This is a genomic window from Streptomyces sp. NPDC050548, from assembly GCF_044457385.1.
In the GTDB taxonomy this organism is placed as follows: domain Bacteria; phylum Actinomycetota; class Actinomycetes; order Streptomycetales; family Streptomycetaceae; genus Streptomyces.
This window is the reverse complement of record NZ_JBITGV010000007.1, coordinates 278603-297702: the sequence shown is the minus strand read 5'-3', so window position 1 is coordinate 297702 and position 19100 is coordinate 278603. Positions and strand designations below refer to the sequence as shown.

The 19100-nt window shown below is 68.2% G+C and carries 18 protein-coding genes, 1 tRNA gene and 1 pseudogene; 8 read left to right on the top strand and 12 right to left on the bottom strand.

All coding sequences use genetic code 11. The features are described 5' to 3' along the window. Positions 1-100 precede the first annotated feature (100 nt). From ACIBJH_RS21730 to ACIBJH_RS21710, 5 genes are all read right to left on the bottom strand, one after another. The gene (locus tag ACIBJH_RS21730; protein WP_019070405.1) at positions 101-550 is read right to left on the bottom strand and encodes a heat shock protein transcriptional repressor HspR; all 450 of its coding nucleotides are present in this window, start codon (positions 548-550) and stop codon (positions 101-103) included. Between the two features lie 5 nt (positions 551-555). After that, positions 556-1743 (bottom strand): molecular chaperone DnaJ, encoded by a 1188-nt coding sequence (gene dnaJ, locus ACIBJH_RS21725; RefSeq protein WP_200711410.1) that lies wholly within the window; start codon positions 1741-1743, stop codon positions 556-558. A gap of 48 nt (positions 1744-1791) precedes the next feature. Continuing rightward, positions 1792-2445 carry a nucleotide exchange factor GrpE gene (gene grpE, locus ACIBJH_RS21720; RefSeq protein ID WP_200711411.1) on the bottom strand — a complete coding sequence of 218 codons (654 nt, stop codon included), beginning with the start codon at positions 2443-2445 and terminating at the stop codon, positions 1792-1794. After that, complete coding sequence (gene dnaK, locus ACIBJH_RS21715; RefSeq protein ID WP_399118476.1) at positions 2442-4286, bottom strand: molecular chaperone DnaK; 1845 nt, start codon at positions 4284-4286, stop codon at positions 2442-2444. The genes grpE and dnaK overlap by 4 nt, the downstream gene beginning before the upstream one ends. Before the next feature lie 96 nt (positions 4287-4382). Then, positions 4383-5405 carry an MraY family glycosyltransferase gene (locus ACIBJH_RS21710; protein ID WP_399118475.1) on the bottom strand — a complete coding sequence of 341 codons (1023 nt, stop codon included), beginning with the start codon at positions 5403-5405 and terminating at the stop codon, positions 4383-4385. Between the two features lie 213 nt (positions 5406-5618). On the opposite strand from ACIBJH_RS21710, the gene ACIBJH_RS21705 reads away from it, so the two are divergent. The 5 genes from ACIBJH_RS21705 to ACIBJH_RS21685 all read left to right on the top strand — a co-directional run bounded on the left by ACIBJH_RS21705 (position 5619) and on the right by ACIBJH_RS21685 (position 12065). Further along, entirely contained in the window at positions 5619-7910 is a 2292-nt protein-coding gene (locus tag ACIBJH_RS21705) for a (Fe-S)-binding protein (RefSeq protein WP_399118474.1), read from the top strand. A gap of 370 nt (positions 7911-8280) precedes the next feature. Next, positions 8281-8694, top strand: coding sequence for a hypothetical protein (locus ACIBJH_RS21700; RefSeq protein ID WP_399118473.1), 414 nt, complete (start codon positions 8281-8283; stop codon positions 8692-8694). A gap of 58 nt (positions 8695-8752) precedes the next feature. Continuing rightward, complete coding sequence (locus ACIBJH_RS21695; RefSeq protein ID WP_399118472.1) at positions 8753-9187, top strand: hypothetical protein; 435 nt, start codon at positions 8753-8755, stop codon at positions 9185-9187. A gap of 259 nt (positions 9188-9446) precedes the next feature. Beyond that, a complete protein-coding gene (locus tag ACIBJH_RS21690) occupies positions 9447-10931 on the top strand; it encodes an FG-GAP and VCBS repeat-containing protein (RefSeq protein WP_399118470.1) in 1485 nt (494 codons plus the stop codon). A gap of 87 nt (positions 10932-11018) precedes the next feature. Continuing rightward, on the top strand, positions 11019-12065 hold the full coding sequence (locus ACIBJH_RS21685) for a YIP1 family protein (protein ID WP_399118469.1): 1047 nt from the start codon (positions 11019-11021) through the stop codon (positions 12063-12065). Positions 12066-12151: 86 nt separating this feature from the next. Here the strand turns inward: ACIBJH_RS21685 and ACIBJH_RS21680 are convergent, their stop codons facing one another. Continuing rightward, positions 12152-12646, bottom strand: coding sequence for a phosphoribosyltransferase (locus ACIBJH_RS21680; RefSeq protein ID WP_399118618.1), 495 nt, complete (start codon positions 12644-12646; stop codon positions 12152-12154). 29 nt (positions 12647-12675) lie between these two features. Further along, positions 12676-13251, bottom strand: coding sequence for a dCTP deaminase (gene dcd, locus ACIBJH_RS21675; protein WP_019055444.1), 576 nt, complete (start codon positions 13249-13251; stop codon positions 12676-12678). A gap of 509 nt (positions 13252-13760) precedes the next feature. On the opposite strand from dcd, the gene ACIBJH_RS21670 reads away from it, so the two are divergent. Beyond that, positions 13761-13834 (top strand) — tRNA-Gly (locus tag ACIBJH_RS21670). A 90-nt stretch (positions 13835-13924) separates the two neighbouring features. Here ACIBJH_RS21670 and ACIBJH_RS21665 read toward each other — a convergent pair. Continuing rightward, a pseudogene (locus ACIBJH_RS21665) lies at positions 13925-14359 on the bottom strand (site-specific integrase); the annotation flags it as partial. 818 nt (positions 14360-15177) lie between these two features. Then, on the bottom strand, positions 15178-15879 hold the full coding sequence (locus ACIBJH_RS21660) for a hypothetical protein (RefSeq protein WP_399118468.1): 702 nt from the start codon (positions 15877-15879) through the stop codon (positions 15178-15180). Positions 15880-16095: 216 nt separating this feature from the next. Here ACIBJH_RS21660 and ACIBJH_RS21655 point away from each other — a divergent pair, with 216 nt between their 5' ends. Together ACIBJH_RS21655 and ACIBJH_RS21650 are read left to right on the top strand one after the other, a co-directional pair. Continuing rightward, complete coding sequence (locus ACIBJH_RS21655; RefSeq protein WP_399118467.1) at positions 16096-16425, top strand: transposase; 330 nt, start codon at positions 16096-16098, stop codon at positions 16423-16425. Then, a complete protein-coding gene (locus ACIBJH_RS21650) occupies positions 16401-17246 on the top strand; it encodes an IS3 family transposase (protein WP_399118466.1) in 846 nt (281 codons plus the stop codon). The genes ACIBJH_RS21655 and ACIBJH_RS21650 overlap by 25 nt, the downstream gene beginning before the upstream one ends. On the opposite strand, the gene ACIBJH_RS21645 is transcribed toward ACIBJH_RS21650, so the two are convergent. The 3 genes from ACIBJH_RS21645 to ACIBJH_RS21635 all read right to left on the bottom strand — a co-directional run bounded on the left by ACIBJH_RS21645 (position 17183) and on the right by ACIBJH_RS21635 (position 19090). After that, the gene (locus ACIBJH_RS21645) at positions 17183-17593 is read right to left on the bottom strand and encodes a PIN domain-containing protein (RefSeq protein WP_399118465.1); all 411 of its coding nucleotides are present in this window, start codon (positions 17591-17593) and stop codon (positions 17183-17185) included. The two genes, ACIBJH_RS21650 and ACIBJH_RS21645, sit on opposite strands and share 64 nt — an antisense overlap. Further along, entirely contained in the window at positions 17590-17811 is a 222-nt protein-coding gene (locus ACIBJH_RS21640; protein WP_399118464.1) for a type II toxin-antitoxin system VapB family antitoxin, read from the bottom strand. The genes ACIBJH_RS21645 and ACIBJH_RS21640 overlap by 4 nt, the downstream gene beginning before the upstream one ends. A gap of 895 nt (positions 17812-18706) precedes the next feature. Then, entirely contained in the window at positions 18707-19090 is a 384-nt protein-coding gene (locus tag ACIBJH_RS21635) for a hypothetical protein (protein ID WP_399118463.1), read from the bottom strand. Positions 19091-19100 lie beyond the last annotated feature (10 nt).

Genomic DNA, 19100 nt, shown 5'->3' with positions numbered 1-19100 from the left:
CTCCACTCAACGGGAGTTCATGAGTGGGCAAAGATCGCACAACCGGGACGGGGCCCGGAGGCGGGTGAGCCTCCGGGCTCCTTCACAGTTTGTCGGCGCGTCAGTCCGAGGACTGCCGCTTCGGCCGCCACACCACCAGCGCGCTGGTCTGCTGGACCTCCTGGTACGGGACCAGGTCGCGCCGGTACGAAGCGTGCACCGCCGCCTCCCGCTGCTGGATCGCCGCCGCCGCTCCGTCGACCGCCGCCTGGAGTTCGGCGACGCGCTGCTGGAGCGCCACGACCTGGTTCTCCAGCTCGATGATGCGCTTGATGCCGGCCAGGTTGATGCCCTCGGTCTGCGACAACTGCTGGACGGTGCGCAGCAGTTCGATGTCACGGGCCGAGTAGCGCCGGCCGCGCCCGGCCGTGCGGTCCGGGGAGACCAGGCCGAGGCGGTCGTACTGGCGCAGCGTCTGCGGGTGCAGGCCGGAGAGCTGGGCCGCCACCGAGATGACGTAGACCGGGGTCTCCTCGGTCAGCTCGTACGGGTTGCGTCGACGGCCGTCCATCTCTCTCATGCTCCCTTCGCGGCCTGGAACAGCTCCGCCCGCGGGTCCTCACCCGCAGTGGCCTCTCTGTACGCCTCAAGTGCGTCACGAGCATTCCCCGTGACGTCCTTCGGGACACTCACCTCGACGGTCACGAGAAGGTCTCCCCGGGTGCCGTCCTTGCGGAAGGCGCCCTTGCCGCGGGCCCGCATGGTGCGGCCGTTGGGGGTGCCCGGCGGCAGCTTCAGCGTCACCGGGGGCCCGCCCAGGGTGGGCACCCTGACCTCGCCGCCCAGCGCCGCCTCGGCGAACGTCACCGGGACCGTCACCGTGAGGTTGTCGTCCTTGCGGCCGAACACGGGGTGCGTGTCGACGTGCACCATGACGTACAAGTCGCCCGCGGGACCGCCCCGTTCACCCGGTGCGCCCTTGCCGCGCAGCCGGATGCGCTGGCCGTCCGTGACCCCCGCGGGGATCCGGACCTGCATGGTCCGCGACGACTTGGCGCGCCCGCTGCCCTTGCACTCGGCGCACGGGTGCTCGGCGATCAGGCCCCGGCCCTTGCAGTCCGGGCACGGGTCCGTCAGCGAGAAGCCGCCGCCGGAGCCGCGCGCCACCTGGCCGGTGCCGACGCAGGTCGGGCACACGCGCGGTGTGCCGTTCTTGTCGCCGGTGCCCGAACAGGCCTTGCAGGGCTGCTGCGAGGACATCCGCAGCGGGACCGTGGCCCCTTCGATGGCCTCCGTGAAGCTGAGCGTGACCTCGGACTCGATGTCCTGGCCGCGCCTGGGCTGGGTACGGGTCGTCCCCGCGCCGCCCCGGTTGAACAGGCCGCCGAAGACGTCGCCGATGCCGCCGCCGAAGCCGCCGGGGGCACCGGTGCCACCGCCCTGGGCGCCGCCTCCGAAGAGGTCGCCCAGGTCGAAGTTGAAGTTGCCGCCGCCCGCGCCGCCCGGCCCCGGGCGGTAGCCGCCGTTGCCGAAGAGCGAGCGGGCGTCGTCGTACTCCTTGCGCTTCTTGGGGTCACCGAGGATGTCGTGGGCCTCGGAGATCTCCTTGAAGCGCTCCTCGGCCTTGGCGTTGCCCTTGTTGGCGTCCGGGTGGAACTCGCGGGCGAGCTTCCGGTACGCCTTCTTGATCTCGGCCTCGGTGGCGTCCTTGGGGACGCCGAGGACCTTGTAGTAGTCCTTCTCGATGAAGTCCTTGGTGCTCATCCTCGACGTCCCTCCTTCCGCCCGGTGTCTGCCCGCCCGGTGTGTGCGTCAGCCCTCCTCAGGGCCGTTGTCCTTCTCGTCGGCGGCCTCGGACTCGTCCTTGACCGCCTGCGCGCCGGGCTGCGGCTCGGCGACGGCCACCCGCGCGGGGCGGATGGTGCGCTCGCCGATGCGATACCCGGGCTGCAGGATCGCCACGCAGGTCGTCTCGGTGACGTCCGGCGCGTACGAGTGCATGAGCGCCTCGTGGATCGTCGGGTCGAAGGGCTCGCCCTCCTTGCCGAACTGCTGCAGTCCCATCTTCGCCGCGGCGGTCTCCAGCGATTCCGCCACCGACTTGAAACCGCCGACGAGTTCACCGTGTTCCCGCGCGCGGTTGATGTTGTCGAGCGTGGGCATCAGCTCGGTCAGGAGGTTCGCCACGGCGATCTCCTTGACCGCGATCCGGTCGCGCTCGACGCGGCGGCGGTAGTTCTGGAACTCGGCCTGGAGCCGCTGGAGGTCCGCGGTGCGCTCGTCGAGCGCCTTGCGCACCTGGTCCAGCTGGGCCGTCAGACCGGCGATCTGAGCACTTGCGTCCCCTGCCGGGGCCGCCCCCTCCCCACTGCTGGAGGGGGAGGCGGCCTGCGGCTCGGCGTCGTCGGGGGTGGCGCCGGAGGGGACGTCGGGCTTCTCGTCGAAGCCCGGGGTCTCCTCCGTCACGCGGCACCGTCCTTGCGCTCGTCGTCCACGATCTCGGCGTCCACCACGTCGTCGTCCGCCTTGGGCGCCTCGGCACCCGGGGCGTCGCCGCCGGCGGCCTGCGCGGCCTGGGCGTCGGCGTACATGGCCTGGCCGACCTTCTGCGAGACCGCGGCGACCTTCTCGGTGGCGGTGCGGATCTCGGCGGTGTCCTCGCCCTTCAGCGTGGCCTTCAGCTCCTCGACGGCGGCCTCGACCTCGGTCTTGACGTCGGCGGGAACCTTGTCCTCGTTGTCCTTGAGGAACTTCTCCGTCTGGTAGACGAGCTGCTCGCCCTGGTTGCGGGACTCGGCGGCCTCGCGGCGACGGTGGTCCTCGTCCGCGTACTGCTCGGCCTCCTGGCGCATGCGGTCGACCTCGTCCTTCGGCAGCGAGGAGCCGCCGGTGACGGTCATCTTCTGCTCCTTGCCGGTGCCGAGGTCCTTCGCGGTCACGTGCATGATGCCGTTGGCGTCGATGTCGAAGGAGACCTCGATCTGCGGGACACCGCGCGGGGCCGGCGGCAGACCGGTCAGCTCGAACATCCCGAGCTTCTTGTTGTACGCCGCGATCTCGCGCTCGCCCTGGTAGACCTGGATCTGCACGGAGGGCTGGTTGTCCTCGGCGGTGGTGAAGATCTCGGACCGCTTGGTCGGGATCGTCGTGTTCCGCTCGATCAGCTTGGTCATGATGCCGCCCTTGGTCTCGATACCGAGGGACAGCGGGGTGACGTCGAGGAGCAGGACGTCCTTGACCTCGCCCTTGAGGACACCGGCCTGGAGGGACGCGCCGATGGCGACGACCTCGTCCGGGTTGACGCCCTTGTTGGCGTCCTTGCCGCCGGTCAGCTCGCGCACGATCTCCGCGACGGCGGGCATCCGGGTGGAGCCACCGACGAGGACGACGTGGTCGATCTCGTTGATGGAGATGCCGGCGTCCTTGATGACGTTGTGGAACGGCGTCTTGCAGCGCTCCAGCAGGTCGGCCGTCAGCTGCTGGAACTGGGCGCGGGTGAGCTTCTCGTCCAGGTGCAGCGGGCCCTCGGCGGAGGCCGTGATGTAGGGCAGGTTGATCGAGGTCTCGGTGGAGCTGGACAGCTCGATCTTGGCCTTCTCGGCGGCCTCGCGCAGACGCTGCAGGGCCATCTTGTCCTTGCCCAGGTCCACGCCGTGACCGGCGGCGAACTGCTTCACCAGGTAGTCGACGACCCGCTGGTCCCAGTCGTCACCACCGAGGTGGTTGTCGCCGTTGGTGGCCTTCACCTCGACGACGCCGTCACCGATCTCCAGGAGGGACACGTCGAAGGTGCCGCCACCGAGGTCGAAGACGAGGATCGTCTGGTCGTCCTTGTCGAGGCCGTACGCCAGCGCGGCGGCGGTCGGCTCGTTCACGATGCGCAGGACGTTCAGGCCCGCGATCTCGCCGGCCTCCTTCGTCGCCTGACGCTCCGAGTCGTTGAAGTACGCCGGGACGGTGATGACCGCGTCGGCCACCTTCTCGCCCAGGTACGCCTCGGCGTCGCGCTTCAGCTTCTGCAGGATGAAGGCGCTCATCTGCTGCGGGTTGAAGCTCTTGCCGTCCAGCTCGATCTTCCAGTCCGTGCCCATGTGGCGCTTCACGGAACGGATGGTCCGGTCAACGTTCGTGACCGCCTGGCGCTTGGCCACCTCTCCGACGAGCACCTCGCCGTTCTTGGCGAAGGCGACGACGGACGGCGTGGTCCTGGCGCCCTCTGCGTTGGTGATGACGGTGGGCTCGCCGCCTTCAAGAACGCTGACGACGGAGTTAGTCGTGCCCAGGTCGATGCCGACCGCACGTGCCATGGTTGATTCCTCCAGCAATGACTTGAGTGGAACGGACTCAAGTGTGCACGACACTCACCGCTGGGTCAACAGAGCTGAGTCGAGTAGGCTCAACTCTTATCCGTTCCTTACACGCAACCGCGCCCCGACCTGCGACGACCCGGCCCGCCGCACCCCGTAGACAGAGACTTTCAGCAGCCCTCCTACGACGACCAGGGCCCCGCCCGCCACCCACATCACGGCGGATTCACCCGCCCACCCGTTGTGCACGAGCACCCCGACGAGCACCCCGGAGAACGCCCCGATCCCGAGCAGCACCACCGCCCCCTGCGGAGTGAGCCCCAACCGCCGCAACCGGTGGGCGAGATGGTCCGGGCCGCCCCGCAGCAGCGCCCGCCCGGCCAGCCGCCGCGACAGCAGCACCAGGACGGCGTCGGCGCTCGCGACGGCGGTGAGCGCGAACAGCACGCCCGCACTGGACGCGAGGTCGTGCCCGGCACGGGTGACCACGGCCGCCGAGGCGAGCACGAAGCCCGTGAACAGCGACCCGCAGGCACCGAGCGCGATCCGCGCGGGATGCCAGTTGTGCATCAGGAACCCGGTGAGCGCGGCGGCCAGCACACTCAACAACACCGCGAACCCGTCCATGACTTCCATCGCGGCACAGGCCCCCACCCCGAAGGCGGTGACCACCCCCACGGTCCCCGCGAGCCCGTCGGCGTGGTCGAGCCCCTTGAAGGCGGCGGCGACGAACACGATCCAGGCCGCCGCCAGCAGCCCGCCGACCACCCCGAGTTCCCCGTACGGCACGACACAGGCCGCCGCCACCGCCGTACCGAGCACCAGGAACCGCGTCTTGAGCCGCCACACGTCGGCGACCAGTCCGAGCGCGGCCACGGCGGACCCGGCGGTCAGCAGGCCGGCGACGTCGTCGCCCAGCGGTGCGACGCCGGTCCAGTCGCACCCCCAGGTCACCGCCGCGACGGCGATCACGACGGCCAGTCCCCCGAGCAGCGGTACCGGGCGCGTGCGCCGCCGCCGGTCGAGGATCCGGGCGCGCAGGGCGGGCACCCGGAGCAGCGCGGCGAGGAGGGCGGAGAGGAGCAGGGCGGTCGTGGCGGCGAGAATCCCGTAGAGCACGGTTCCAAATTAGACGCAAATGTACCAATTCAGTACGAATAACACGATCGGACCGTCACAGGTTTTTAAGGCGACCCTCAGCGACATAGATCACCGCACCGCTGGCTACAGTGCGACAGAGAATGGGGGTAATCTCGGTCGGACCGATTAAGTTACCGCTTAGTAATGTTCTTGGTTTGGTAATGACCCCTCGCAGGCCCGAGGAGCCCTGAAATGCAACTCGCCGCGATCATCGTGTCGCTGGTTCTGATCGTGGTCGGTGTGGCGCTGTTCGCCCGTGCCGTCCTGCAGATCTACACCTTCATGCGACTCGGCCAGAACGTGCCCGCGGGCACCCGCACCGACGAACCCGGCCGGCGCACCGTCACCGTGGCCAAGGAGTTCCTCGGGCACACCCGGATGAACCGCTGGGGCGTCGTCGGGGTCGCGCACTGGTTCGTGGCGGTGGGCTTCTTCTCGCTGCTGCTGACGATCGTCAACGCCATCGGCCAGCTCTTCCAGGCCGACTGGCTGCTGCCGGTCATCGGCGAATGGGCGCCGTACAACGTCTTCGTCGAGTTCATCGGCACCATGACCGTCGTCGGCATCCTCGCCCTGATCGTCATCCGCCAGCTCAGCAAGCCGAACAAACCGGGCCGCAAGTCCCGCTTCGCCGGCTCCAACTTCGGCCAGGCGTACTTCGTCGAGGCCGTCATCCTCATCGTCGGCGTCTGCATCTTCATGCTGCACGCGCTCGAAGGCGCCCAGCACCACGTCGACGCCTACGAGGCGTCCTTCTTCATCTCGTACCCCGTGGTGTCGGCCCTTCGGCACCTGGACGTCTCCACCCTCCAGAACCTCACGTACCTCTTCGCCGGCGTGAAGATCGCGACCTCCTTCATCTGGATGATCACGGTCGCCCTGAAGACCGACATGGGCGTCGCCTGGCACCGCTTCCTGGCCTTCCCGAACATCTGGTTCAAGCGGAACGCCGACGGTGGCACCTCGCTGGGCGCGCTGCTGCCCATGACGTCGGGCGGCAAGCCGATCGACTTCACCGACCCGGGCGACGACGACGTCTTCGGCGTGTCCCAGGTCGAGCAGTTCTCCTGGAAGGGCCTGCTGGACTTCTCCACCTGCACCGAGTGCGGCCGCTGCCAGTCGCAGTGCCCCGCGTGGAACACCGGCAAGCCGCTCTCCCCCAAGCTCCTGATCATGTCCCTCCGGGACCACGCCCACGCCAAGGCGCCCTACCTGCTCGCGGGCGGCGGCAAGTCCATGGAGGGCGAGGAGAAGGCGACGGAGGAGCAGCTGGCCGGCGTACCGGCCGCGGCTCTGGCGGAAGCCGAACGCCCTCTCATCGGCACGCTCGAAGACAACGGCGTCATCGACCCGGACGTCCTGTGGTCCTGCACCACCTGCGGCGCCTGCGTCGAGCAGTGCCCGGTCGACATCGAGCACGTCGACCACATCGTCGACATGCGCCGCTACCAGGTGATGATCGAGTCCGCGTTCCCGTCCGAGGCGGGCACGATGCTCAAGAACCTGGAGAAGAAGGGCAACCCCTGGGGGCTCGCCAAGAAGCAGCGCCTGGAGTGGCTCAAGGAGGTCGAGTTCGAGGTCCCGGTCGTCGGCCAGGACATCGAGGACCTCACCGAGGTCGAGTACCTGTACTGGGTCGGCTGCGCCGGCGCCCTGGAGGACCGCGCCAAGAAGACGACGAAGGCCTTCGCGGAACTCCTCCACATCGCGGGCGTCAAGTTCGCCATCATGGGCGGCGACGAGAAGTGCACCGGCGACTCGGCGCGGAGGCTCGGCAACGAGCCTCTGTTCCAGGAGCTCGGCATGGAGAACGTCATGGCACTGAACATGGCGTTCGGCGAGGAACTGGACGACGACGGCAAGGTGGTGCCGGAGTCGGCGAAGCCTCGCGCCGCGAAGAAGATCGTCGCGACCTGCCCGCACTGCCTCAACACCATCGGCAACGAGTACCCGCAGCTCGGCGGCGACTACGAGGTCATCCACCACACCCAGCTGCTCCAACACCTGATCGACGAGGGCAAGTTGATCCCGGTGACGCCGGTGGAAGGTCTGATCACCTACCACGACCCGTGCTACCTGGGCCGCCACAACAAGATCTACACGCCCCCGCGCGAGATCATCGCCAGCGTCCCCGGCCTCCGCAACGAGGAGATGCACCGCCACAAGGAACGCGGCTTCTGCTGCGGCGCGGGCGGCGCCCGCATGTGGATGGAAGAGCGCATCGGCAAGCGCATCAACAACGAGCGCGTGGACGAAGCCCTCTCCCTGAACCCGGACATCGTGTCCACGGCCTGCCCCTTCTGCCTGGTCATGCTCACGGACTCGGTCAACGGCAAGAAGAACGACGGCAAGGCCAAGGAGTCCATCCAGGTCGTCGACGTGGCCCAGCTCCTCCTGGACTCGGTCAAGAAGCCGGCCGACGACGAGCCCCCGGCGGGCACCGCGGAACCGGAGAACGCCCCGGAGCCCGAGCCGGTCAAGTAACAAGCCGGTCCGCTACGACAACGCCCCGCACCCTCACTGGAGGGTGCGGGGCGTTGTCGTCCCCCTCGGAGCAACGGGCGCCGACCCGGGAACACGCCACGGTCAGGCCGGTGCGGCCGGTCCGAGCCCAGAGGACCCAGCCGACGAGTCACTCGTACGCCGCCCAACTCCCGCCGCCATGTGACTTGTTGAGGGAAACGCGCCCTCTGCGCCCCCTGCCCCCACCACCAACCCCATGGTGTAGCGCGCTACACCATGCATCCGGGAGAACGGTCCCTCGTGACGGCGAGCGCGCGACGGAATCGTAGAGGTCAGAGATCAAGCCCCTCCGATCCTCGCCTCCTCCTCACCGATCCCCGAAGGAAATCCCGTGAAATCGCTGCTCGCCACCGTGAAGTCGTTCATCGCCAACCTGCTGCTGTGGTCGTTCTTCGTCGGCGGCCTCGCCGCGAGCACGGCCTCCGGCACCGTGCTCGACGGTACGGCGAAGACCGCGGCCACCTTCGCCGGTATCGCCGTCTCGATACTGACGGGCTCGCGTATCGCGAAGAAGCCGAAGATCAAGGCGTTTCTGTCGAAGACCTCGACCCTGTGGTTCCTGTTCCTGTTCAACGGCGGTGTGGCCGTGGTCAGTTACTTCGCCATGGACGGCGCCAAGGGCATCGCGACGGCGGCCGGAATGGGCCTGGTCTCCCTGGGCGCGGCGGGCGGCCTGATCTCCAACCTCCGCAAGGGACCGGCCAACGCGTCGCCCCGCACCTCGACGGACGAGCCCTGGGCCTGACGGTCCGATCCACAACCGCGGTCACCCACCGAACCCGCTCCGACCCGAAAGGCTTCCCATGACCACGCATCGCCTGACCACGCATCGCCCGCGCGTCCGCCGTACGGCCATCATGGCCACGACAGCCGCAGCCATGGCCCTGACGGCCGGACTCCTGACGGCCTGCGACCCGACCGACACCTCCGACGCCTCCGACTCCCTGAACTGTCTGAAGAACTGGAACACCATCTCCGACAGCCTCAAGGCGATCCACGACGCGGGCGTCGACGCGGCGAAGGATCCGACCCGCACCGACGAATCCATCACGACGATCGACAAGAACCTCGAAAAGATCAACACGGACTCGGACGACAGCAAGGTCGACAAGGCGGTCGCCGATCTGGACAAGGCGATCTCCGACTACAACAAGGCGATCCTGAACGGCGATACGACCCCGGATTCCAGCAAGATCGACGCGGCAGCGGACGAGCTCAAGAACGTCTGTACGTCATGACGCGACAGCGGATGTGGCTCTACAAGTCACCGTTGGGCCACTTCACAACACCCGCAAGCACCACCCCACCCCCCTCCCCCTCCCCCCACACCAACATCGGAGATGTACCGAGATCACGCACAACCCTTACGCCCCACCAAGGGTCTCCTGATCGCCAACCACCCATGAAGCCAAGGGCAATTCCCAGCAAACACAGGTGGTACGCACCCCATCGACGCGGATGCCCGCCACGCATCCCCCGCATGCCAGGAGACCCCGCATGCAGCAGTACCTGCGACTCGCCCTCGCCACGGCCGCCGCGGCCACGCTGACGGGCGGTCTGCTCACCCTCTCGGTGACGACAGCAACCGCCGCCGACTCCTTCAAAATCGCGAAGGCCGACTTCAACGGCGACGGAATCGGTGACATCGTCGCCTCCGCGCCCGGCGCCTACGTGTCCGGAAAGGCCGACGCCGGCCAGGTCGTAGCCCTGTACGGAACGGCCACCGGAGTGTCGTCCACAAAGCGTTCGACGCTGAGCCAGAACTCCGGCAACGTACCCGGCACCGCCGAGAAGGGCGACTACTTCGGCTATTCGACGGCATACGCCGACTTCAACGGCGACGGCTACGACGACCTCGCCGTGGGCTCGCCGTACGAGAAGGTCGGCACCGACACCGACGGCGGCGCCCTCGCGATCCTGTGGGGGTCGAAGAGCGGCCTCACCGGCAAGAGCAGCGACGTACCGGACCCGGCCGTGTCCGGGCACGACAACTGGGGCCAGACCCTGGCCGCCGGCGACTTCGACGGCGACGGCAAGGCAGACCTGGCGGTGGGCAGTTCGGCCGCCACCGTCTATGTCTACAAGGGCGGCTTCAGCAGCTCCACCGGCAAGCCCGGCGGCCGTTACACGATCAAGCCCCCGATCCACGCCGGCACGACCGGTTTCCCGTACGGTCCGAAGCACCTCACGGCCGGTGACGTCAACGGCGACGGCCGCACCGACCTGGTGGTCGACGGCTTCGAGACGCAGACGTCCAACGGCTGGAACACCAACTACTACGTGCCGGGCGCTGCGAGCGGCCTGAGCATCGCGGGCGTACGGACCCTGAAGCCCGGCGTCGTCACCGGCATCGGTGACATCAACGGCGACGGTTACGGCGACATCGTCAGCGGCGCCGGCTGGGACGCCACGACCAGCGACGGTACGACCGTCCCGGACTCGGCGACCGGCGGCAAGGTGAACATCACCTACGGTTCCGCGTCCGGCCCCGCCGCCACCACGGGCATCACCCAGAACTCCGGGAACATACCCGGCAGTTCGGAGAAGGGCGACGCCTTCGGCTGGGACCTGGACCTGGGCGACGTCAACGGCGACGGCTACCAGGACGTCGTGGCCTCCGCCCCGAACGAGGACCTCGGCGCCGCCACCAACGCCGGCATGGTCACGGTCATCTACGGCTCGGCGAGCGGCGTCAACACCACGACGGGCGTCCAGTCCTTCGCCCAGAGCACGGCCGGCGTGCCCGGCGCCGACGAGAAGAACGACCTCTTCGGCGCCGACGTCAAGCTCGACGACGTCAACGGCGACGGCAAGGCGGACCTGATCGTGGGCTCGTACGAGAACAGCGCCGACGGCGCGGTGACCTACCTGCCCTCCAACGGCACGAAGATCGTGACGACCGGCTCCCGCGCCATCTCCGCGGGCGCGGCGGGCGTCTCGACGGCGGGCACACCGCAGTTCGGCGCACTGTTCGCCGACTAGACCCCAGCTCCTCTTCTCCGCCGGTCCTGCGGCCGTACGCCACGGGCCCGGCGGAGATCCGCGCCCTCCCCCTACGTCCCTTAGGGGATGTCACAGCTCGGCAGCAAAGCCCCACCCGAAACCCCCGGCCCGGCCCGTGACTCTGCGGAACCAGGTACGTTCGATGACGTGGCTGGATTCAGGATCGGACGCGGCGGCCGGGACGGCCGGGCCCCGCAAGCGCGCCCTCAACAACCTCCGTACGGGCAGCAGGCTCCCCCGGCACCGCAGGGAGCGCCGCAGAGACAGCCGTACGGCTACCCCGCGGCGCCGCAGCCGTACCCGCAGCAGCAACCGCAGTACGGAAGCCCCGCGGGTGGCGGCGGCCGGCAGTGGTCCCAGGGGAACGCCGGCAACGGCGGCTACGGCGACGAGCCGGAGTACTTCGGCGACGGCGGCGGATACGGCCACGGCGGTCACCCGCCGACCACCCCGGACCCGTACGCGGCGAACAACCCGGGCAACACCCAGGCGTTCTCCGTAGGTGAGGACCCGTACACCCAGGGCGGTACGTACCGCGCGGGCTCGGCACAGGCCCCCGCGGGCCCGGTGGGCCCCCGCCTGCACTGGAAGGACCTGCTGCGAGGCATCGTCCTCGCACCCCAGCAGACGTTCCTCCAGATGCGGGACTACACGATGTGGGCCCCCGCCCTGATCGTGACGTTCCTCTACGGCCTGCTCGCGGTCTTCGGCTTCGACGGCGCCCGCAAGGACGCCATAAACGCCACGCTCGCGAACGCGGTCCCGATCGTCCTGATCACGGCCGTGGCACTGGTGCTGTCGTCCTTCGTCCTGGGCGTGGTCACCCACACCCTGGCCCGCCAACTGGGCGGCGACGGAGCCTGGCAGCCCACGGTCGGCCTCTCCATGCTGATCATGTCGCTCACGGACGCCCCCCGCCTGGTCTTCGCCATGTTCTTCGGCGGCGACGCGACCTTCGTCCAGGCCCTCGGCTGGGCCACCTGGGTAGCGGCCGGCGCCCTCCTCACCATGATGGTCAGCCGCTCCCACGACCTCCCCTGGCCCAAGGCCCTCGGCGCCTCCGCGATCCAGCTGATCGCCCTGCTGTCGATCGTGAAACTGGGCACGTTCTAGCGGTTCTTCGGTTACGACGACGGTGGGCTCCCGGTGCGTACCGGGAGCCCACCGTCGTCGTAGGGCCGAAGGAACGACTACCACTCTCAGGCGCCGAGAACCTGGCCCGCGCGCCGGACTGCCGGCGGTTCGACCGACCACGGGAAGTTGATCCAGTCGTCGGTGCGCTTCCATACGTACTCGCACTTCACCAGTGACTGCGACTTCTCGTAGACGACCGCGCTGCGTACCTCGGCGACGGTGTCGATGCAGAAGTCGCGGACCAGTTTGAGGGTCTTGCCGGTGTCGGCGACGTCGTCGGTGATCAGGACCTTCTTGGAGGAGAAGTCGATCGCGTTGGGGACGGGCGCGAGCATCACGGGCATGTCGAGGGTGGTGCCGACGCCGGTGTAGAACTCGACGTTGATCAGGTGGATGTTCTTGCAGTCGAGGGCGTAGGCCAGTCCACCCGCGACGAATACCCCGCCGCGGGCGATGCTGAGGATGATGTCGGGCTCGTAGCCGTCGTCGGCGATGGTCTGCGCGAGTTCGCGGACGGCGACGCCGAAGCGTTCGTAGGTCAGGTTCTCCCGTACGTCCATGTCCATGTCCATGTCCGTGTCTCCCATGCTCACACCTGCGTCCGGTGGAAGTTGAGGAAGGAGCGGGAGGCGGTGGGGCCGCGCTGGCCCTGGTAACGGGAGCCGTAGCGCTCGCTGCCGTAGGGGAACTCGGCGGGCGAGGTGAGCCGGAACAGGCACAGCTGGCCGATCTTCATGCCGGGCCAGAGCTTGATGGGGAGTGTCGCGAGGTTCGACAGCTCCAGTGTCACGTGCCCGGAGAAGCCGGGGTCGATGAAGCCGGCGGTGGAGTGCGTGACGAGCCCGAGCCGGCCGAGGGAGGACTTGCCCTCCAGTCGCGAGGCGAGGTCGTCGGGCAGGGAGACGACCTCGTAGGTCGAGGCGAGCACGAACTCGCCAGGGTGGAGGATGAACGGCTCGTCGCCCTCCGGCTCCACCAGCCGCGTCAGGTCCGCCTGCTCGATGGAGGGGTCGATGTGGGGGTAGCGGTGGTTCTCGAACACCCGGAAGTAGCGGTCGAGGCGCACGTCGACACTCGACGGCTGCACCATGGATTCGTCGTAGGGATCGATCCGGACCCGCCCGGCGTCGATCTCGGCCCGGATGTCCTTGTCTGAGAGAAGCACGCCCCGAGGATACGCAAGACGCGCGGACCGACCACAATCGGACGGACCCGCGCGCCAGCGACTGCCTACCGTGTCACCGCTATTGCTTCTCCAAGGTCACCGGCACCGCGCTGCGGAGCCGGGCACACCGTGGACACCGGACGAGCCGTCCGGGGCCGAGCCGCTCGGCCTGCTGCATCGGGAACGAAGCGGTGCTGAACACGTGCCCATCGGCACAACGGACGACGGTGCGCTCCATCAAGTCCATGAGTCCCTTCCCCAAGAGCCGCGTCCGGCTGCTGCTCGCCGGACGCCAAATGCCACATTACGGGATGAAAGGAACGACTCTCCAGGCGGCACTCCGTCCCACCCGGACCCTCTTCCACGCCTCCACCGTACGCCCCAACTCCGGCCCCCCGCAGCCGCGTCCACCCTCCGAAACACGACCGTCACCCCACGGCTTCAGCGCCGCCGGCCGGGCATGAGGTAGAGTGACCAGGCATTCGACACCGGCTCAACCGGCGTCTTTCGCGGGTGTAGTTTAGTGGTAGAACATCAGCTTCCCAAGCTGAGAGTGCGAGTTCGATTCTCGTCACCCGCTCCATGCGAAACCCCCAGGTCGATGACCCGGGGGTTCTTTGTTGTCTGGACCAGTGGGCGGGGTGCGCACCACAACCGCGCCGTAGGGGCGCTGCTAGCTGCCGGTGGGCTCCTCCTTGTGGTGTGCGCTGTTGTCGTTGTGGTTCTTCGCACGTTCGGCGCGGACCATGTCGTCGAGTCCGGCGGCCAGGTCGCGCTGCCGCTCCTCGTCGGAGTGCTGATAGATCAGCGCGGCCTTTTCGGAGGACTGGCCGGCGCGCACCATCGTGTCCTTGAGGGTGGCGCCCGAGCGGGTCGCGAGTGTGTGTCCGGTATGGCGGAGGTCGTAGAAACGGAAGCCGTCCGGGAGGCCGACGACCGTGCGAGCCCGACGCCACTTTCGGCCGAAGGAGGTGCGGCGGAAGGGGGCCCCTTTCTCGCCGACGAAGAGCAACCCGTCCGGTTCCTTCTCGGCGAACCACGCAAGGTGTTGCTTCACGTCCTTGTGGAGGAAGGCCGGGAGTACGACAGCCCGGACACCGGCGTCGGAGTATCCAGAAGGGTGGGCGATCAAGGTCCTGCGGATCGTGGCGGACGGCGAGGTGGTGGTCTCCGAGGTGGAAGTCCCTCACGACGCGATGGGGGTCCACCGCGTGGTGTCGTTCTGGACGGTCCGGGGCGGGACGATCGTTGATGGCCGGGAGTACTGGACAGAGCTGGGATCGGACCCGTCACCTGAGTGGCGAGCCGCATACGTACAACGAGTGTGACCAGGCGCCGCTGACCACTTCAAAGGGCACCGGCGACTGCCTACTCGTTTCGGACTCTCTCGCCGCCTCTGCAGACGGGAGTGCCCCAGTGCTTTCGTACCGGACGCCGTGAGTGATCCATATCAGCGCCAACTCCAGGCGACCACAACAGCCCCATACGACCTACTGAGTTACAACTTTCTCTACTGGTTCAAGTGCCCGCGCAAGCGCGGGCTGGCCCCTGGGCTCCGGCCCCTCTGCGCCTTCGGCGCCGGGGCCAAGCCCTGGGGCCGCAGCAAGCTACGGCCCCGAGTAGAGACCTGGACATGCAGTAGCCACGGCCAGAACATGCCTCCGGCGGGGGATCAGCCGGCACCGGGATGGAGGGGGCGCCGTACGCGGCTGCGGGTCCGTAGGGGCGTGCGCGGGGTGCTCCCATCCCGTCCACCGTCGACCCAGGCAGAGCCGAGCAGACGCGGCCCATGGCGTCCAGGTCGTTCGTACAGTGGCGCGCTCCACCTGGACGCCATGAACCACGCCCGCTCCACAGTGTGTGGGTCGACGGCGGACGGGATGGGAGCTGGGGAGGATGGTGGTGGAGGCAGTCGGGAAGAGAGCCCTAGTCGGGCTGCGCGGCGCCGATTCGCTGGAGCTCGCGCAGCATCCCGACCTGGCGTGCGCGGTCGGGGGCGGACTTGTCGGCAATGAGGATGGTGTCGCGGTGGTCCGAAATCTGGAGGAGCCTGATGTGCACGCCCAGCAGTGACTTCTCCAGGCCCGGCACGCTCCGCCAGTCGGCGTCGGCCGCCTGCTCTGCCGTCACCACCACCTGTGTCTCCGGATCTCGGCGCACCAGACGGGCCGGTACCGCACTGCGGAAGTCCAGGCCGCTGGTGATCCCGGAGATGTCGAGGGCCCAGTCCCCCTCGGAGATGAGCTCGACCCAGTGTTCTCCGTTCGCTCGCCGATACCGGGGCTGCAGCCCGGCATGCGACAGGCCGAGGTCCGGCAAGAGGGTGACATTGCTGATGCGCCCACGGAGCGCGACCCGGTGGAAAGCGCACGCCAGCACCCGCTGATGGGGGGTCTGGGGCGCGGTCAGGCCGTCGATGAGGACGTCCTCCAGGAGAGCCCCCTCGAAGAAGCAATCGCGCACTGCACAACCGCGCAAGGTGATGTTGCGAAAGACGGGCCGCTCGGCGGGGTCCTCGACGGGCAGGACCTCGCCGCCGAAAAGCTCATAACCATCGAGTTCCCGCCCCTCGATCACCGTTCCCGGACCCGCGCGCAGCGCTCCCGTGCTTCCCGGCAGTTGTTTCATCAGTTCTCCCGCCTCCAGTAGCAGCCGGGGGCATTTTGTCAACACCGCCTGCGGCGGCTGACACCAACGACCACGAACAGCAGCGACCAGTGCCGAACCTCAGCAGCCGAAGAACCGAGGCTCAGAGCCGGTAGATCGGCGGCAATGGTCCACAATGATCGACCTGTCCCTCCCCTCGTAGCGTGGAGTCTGTGATTGCAGGAGAAGTTGAGGTTCATGGGAACCGAGAAGCGGACGTTTGACGCCGAGTTCCGTGAGGGTGCTGTACGCATCGTGATCGAGACCGGGAAGCCGGTTCCGGAGGTCGCCGAGGAGCTCGGGATCAACGCGGGCACGCTGCACAGCTGGGTGTCGCGCTGGCGCCGCAACGGGACGGCGTCGTCGGACCGGCCGGCGCCGGAGGTCGCGGGAGGGCGGATGCGGGAGAGCGAGCGAGGCGAACTGGAGCGGCTGCGGCGGGAGATGAGCGAGAAGAACAACCGGATACGGGAGCTGGAGATGGAGCGCGATGTCCTCAAGCGATGCATGGTCCTCTGGGTGAAGTGACCGGGACGGACCCGGCCGCCCTGGCCGCGTTCATCGGTAACCAGAGGACCGAACACCACGTTCCGCACCGCCTGGCCTGCCGGATTGTGGGAGTGTCGGAGTCCTGGTTCTACAAGTGGCGCGACAAGCCCACCACCGCCCGCGAGGTCCGGCGCGGGAAGCTGGCCGACGCCATCAAGGGAATCTTCGCGGACTCGGGCGGCACCTACGGCTCGCCGAAGGTCTGGCTCCTGCTGGTCCGCGACGGCTGGCGGGTCTCGGTGAACACCGTCGCCCGTCTCATGGCCGAACTCGGTCCGGCCGGACGGAAGATGAGACGTCGGCGCGGGCTGACCCGCCCCGGTAGACGGGCCGCCGCCCCGGACTTCGTGTGCCGGGACTTCAGCGCGGACGCCCCGGACCAGGTGTGGTGCGGCGACATGACCGAGATCGTCACCGGCGAGGGCAAGCTCTACCTCGCCACCGTCATCGACCTGTTCTCCCGCCGCCTGCTCGGCTACGCGATGGGAGAACGGCATGATGCCGAACTCGTCGTCGCGTCCCTGAACATGGCCGCGGCCACCCGCGGCGGCGACGTGAAAGGCGTGATCTTTCATAGCGACCGCGGCAGCGAGTACGTCTCCCGGCGCTTTCGGCGGGCCTGCCGCCGCCTGGGCGTGACCCAGTCCATGGGACGGGTCGGATTCAACTTCCCCTGCAGTCAGGGTCTCTACGCTACGAGGGGAAGGTCAGGAAGGCGTCGGGCGGCAAAAGCACGTCAGACGACGTCGTGGATGTTGTGCTCGGTGAGGTCGGACGCGTGCCGGGCGATGGCGCGGTAGTCGGCGTCGTCGTGGAGAACGGCCAAGCCGTGGTGGGCGGCGGTAGCGGCGATGAGGAGGTCCACCGCCGAGGCGCTGCGATGCTCCCCGGCCTGGGCCATGCGGTGTTGCACCGCGCTGATCCACCGTCCGGCGTGCTTCGGTACCGCCGCATCTGGATAGAGGTCGGAGAACATCTCCGCGATCTCGTCGTACTCGCGACGGTCTCGGGCGCTGTACAGGAACTCGGCGCGCTGCACGAAGCAGGACGCGACGGCCCCGGCGTCGATCGCTTCGTACCAGGCAGATTGCAGTTTCGGCTCGCGGAGCAGCCGGACCAGGCCGGACGTGTCGAGCAAGTAGATCACCGGCTGTGCTTCTCCGCCCTGTGCAGACGCTCGGCGTCCTCGACGGCACCCCACTCACGCGCACGCTCGAAGTGACGGCGGATGCGCGCCGCGCGTTCCTGCTGCTCGGCGTAGAAGTTCAGAGCGAGATTGACCGCCTCCTTCTTGGTCCGGACGTGAGCCAGAGCCATGGCGCGCTCCAGGGCGTCGTCGTCGATGTCGATCTGGGTCACGGACATACCGCGCCTCCCACACAATGTTGGTGATGTACATAGAAGAATACGTCACCAACATTTGCGGGTCCACCTGTCAGCTCCGGTGTATGCAGTCGCGACGGACCCTCCAGATCAGACCCACAGACGATGCGGTTCGGTCGGCGCAGGCGTTGCGCGCTGCACGGCCCGGCTACTGGTCCACCCCCATGCCCACAGCGTGCCCGTAAGAGCGGACAATCACGGTCAGCAGCGGTGCCACCAAGCACTCACGCCTGCAGCGACAGAACGAATCTGTGCAGTTCAGAAGCCATGTACCGGCCCGAGCGCCGTCGCTTCCCAAGCTGAGAGTGCGAGTTCGATTCTCGTCACCCGCTCCAGAATTTGCCCTCAGGTCAGCGGCCTGGGGGTTGTTTGTTGTCTAGTCCAATTCGAGGGTTCCGTGCCCTCCGTGTGCCCTAAGCCGGGGCCAGGCACCCCTGTGGACAGCAAGTCGCATACGCAAACTGCCGCCCGCCATCCGCCACCTGCGCGAAGCAAGACGTCCTGGACGCTCGGTGATGACCGAGGTGGAGGCAGTCAGGGATTCCGACAACCAGAAGGGCCAGGCGGCGAAAGCCGTCCAGGAGCGGCTCGGCGGCATGTCGGCGGTCCGGGACGGGACGGGACGAACGTCGGTCCACGATCGCGAGGCGTACCAGGATGATCGGCAGGAGAACGGCGTCGGACGGGAGTCCTTGCAGTTGAACCTGCGGGGCCGCCCGGCCGGGGGAGCTTCGGAGCCACGATGCCTGCGGGACAGCTCCAACCCTCGGCTGACGTCCTGACCACAGACGTGTCGCGTGCACAGCCCTGCTCCGGCAACCGAAAGGCTGCCGGAGCAGAACTCGACCTGTGCGGACCGGTCTTCGGAGCCGTTCGGTCAGCGGCCCGTGAGCCAGTCCACCAAGTCGTGGACGGCACGGCAGTAGGGGTCGTGGACGTCTTTCCCCAGGCGTTCCAACTCTCCCGGCAGAAGGACCGGCAGCGCGGCGTGCGCTGCCGTCACGCCGACGACGACTGAACCGTCCTCGTCTCGCAGAGGAAGGTCGGCACCGAACGGCGGCGCGTCCTCCGACTCGGGCGTGTCCAGGTACGGACGGTACGTCGCCTCGTCGAGAAGGAGGAACCCCCGCAGCCGTAGTTCTGCGGGCTCGTCCGGTTCCGGGAGGACGGCGAAGGCCGCGGCTGCGGCGTGCAGCGCGTCCGCCAGGTGGAAGCGTGGCTGCGCCATGAAGGTGTGGACGGCGGCGAACGCGTCGAGCACAGGGATCCCA

Bases quoted from the DNA above. Each gene is read 5' to 3' on its own strand.
- ACIBJH_RS21730 (WP_019070405.1), bottom strand. From the start codon at position 550: ATGGACGGCCGTCGACGCAACCCGTACGAGCTGACCGAGGAGACCCCG.
- dnaJ (WP_200711410.1), bottom strand. From the start codon at position 1,743: ATGAGCACCAAGGACTTCATCGAGAAGGACTACTACAAGGTCCTCGGC.
- dnaK (WP_399118476.1), bottom strand. From the start codon at position 4,286: ATGGCACGTGCGGTCGGCATCGACCTGGGCACGACTAACTCCGTCGTC.
- ACIBJH_RS21705 (WP_399118474.1), top strand. From the start codon at position 5,619: ATGCAACTCGCCGCGATCATCGTGTCGCTGGTTCTGATCGTGGTCGGT.
- ACIBJH_RS21695 (WP_399118472.1), top strand. From the start codon at position 8,753: ATGACCACGCATCGCCTGACCACGCATCGCCCGCGCGTCCGCCGTACG.
- ACIBJH_RS21690 (WP_399118470.1), top strand. From the start codon at position 9,447: ATGCAGCAGTACCTGCGACTCGCCCTCGCCACGGCCGCCGCGGCCACG.
- ACIBJH_RS21685 (WP_399118469.1), top strand. From the start codon at position 11,019: ATGTCACAGCTCGGCAGCAAAGCCCCACCCGAAACCCCCGGCCCGGCC.
- ACIBJH_RS21680 (WP_399118618.1), bottom strand. From the start codon at position 12,646: ATGGACGTACGGGAGAACCTGACCTACGAACGCTTCGGCGTCGCCGTC.
- ACIBJH_RS21660 (WP_399118468.1), bottom strand. From the start codon at position 15,879: ATGAAACAACTGCCGGGAAGCACGGGAGCGCTGCGCGCGGGTCCGGGA.
- ACIBJH_RS21655 (WP_399118467.1), top strand. From the start codon at position 16,096: ATGGGAACCGAGAAGCGGACGTTTGACGCCGAGTTCCGTGAGGGTGCT.
- ACIBJH_RS21650 (WP_399118466.1), top strand. From the start codon at position 16,401: ATGCATGGTCCTCTGGGTGAAGTGACCGGGACGGACCCGGCCGCCCTG.
- ACIBJH_RS21640 (WP_399118464.1), bottom strand. From the start codon at position 17,811: ATGTCCGTGACCCAGATCGACATCGACGACGACGCCCTGGAGCGCGCC.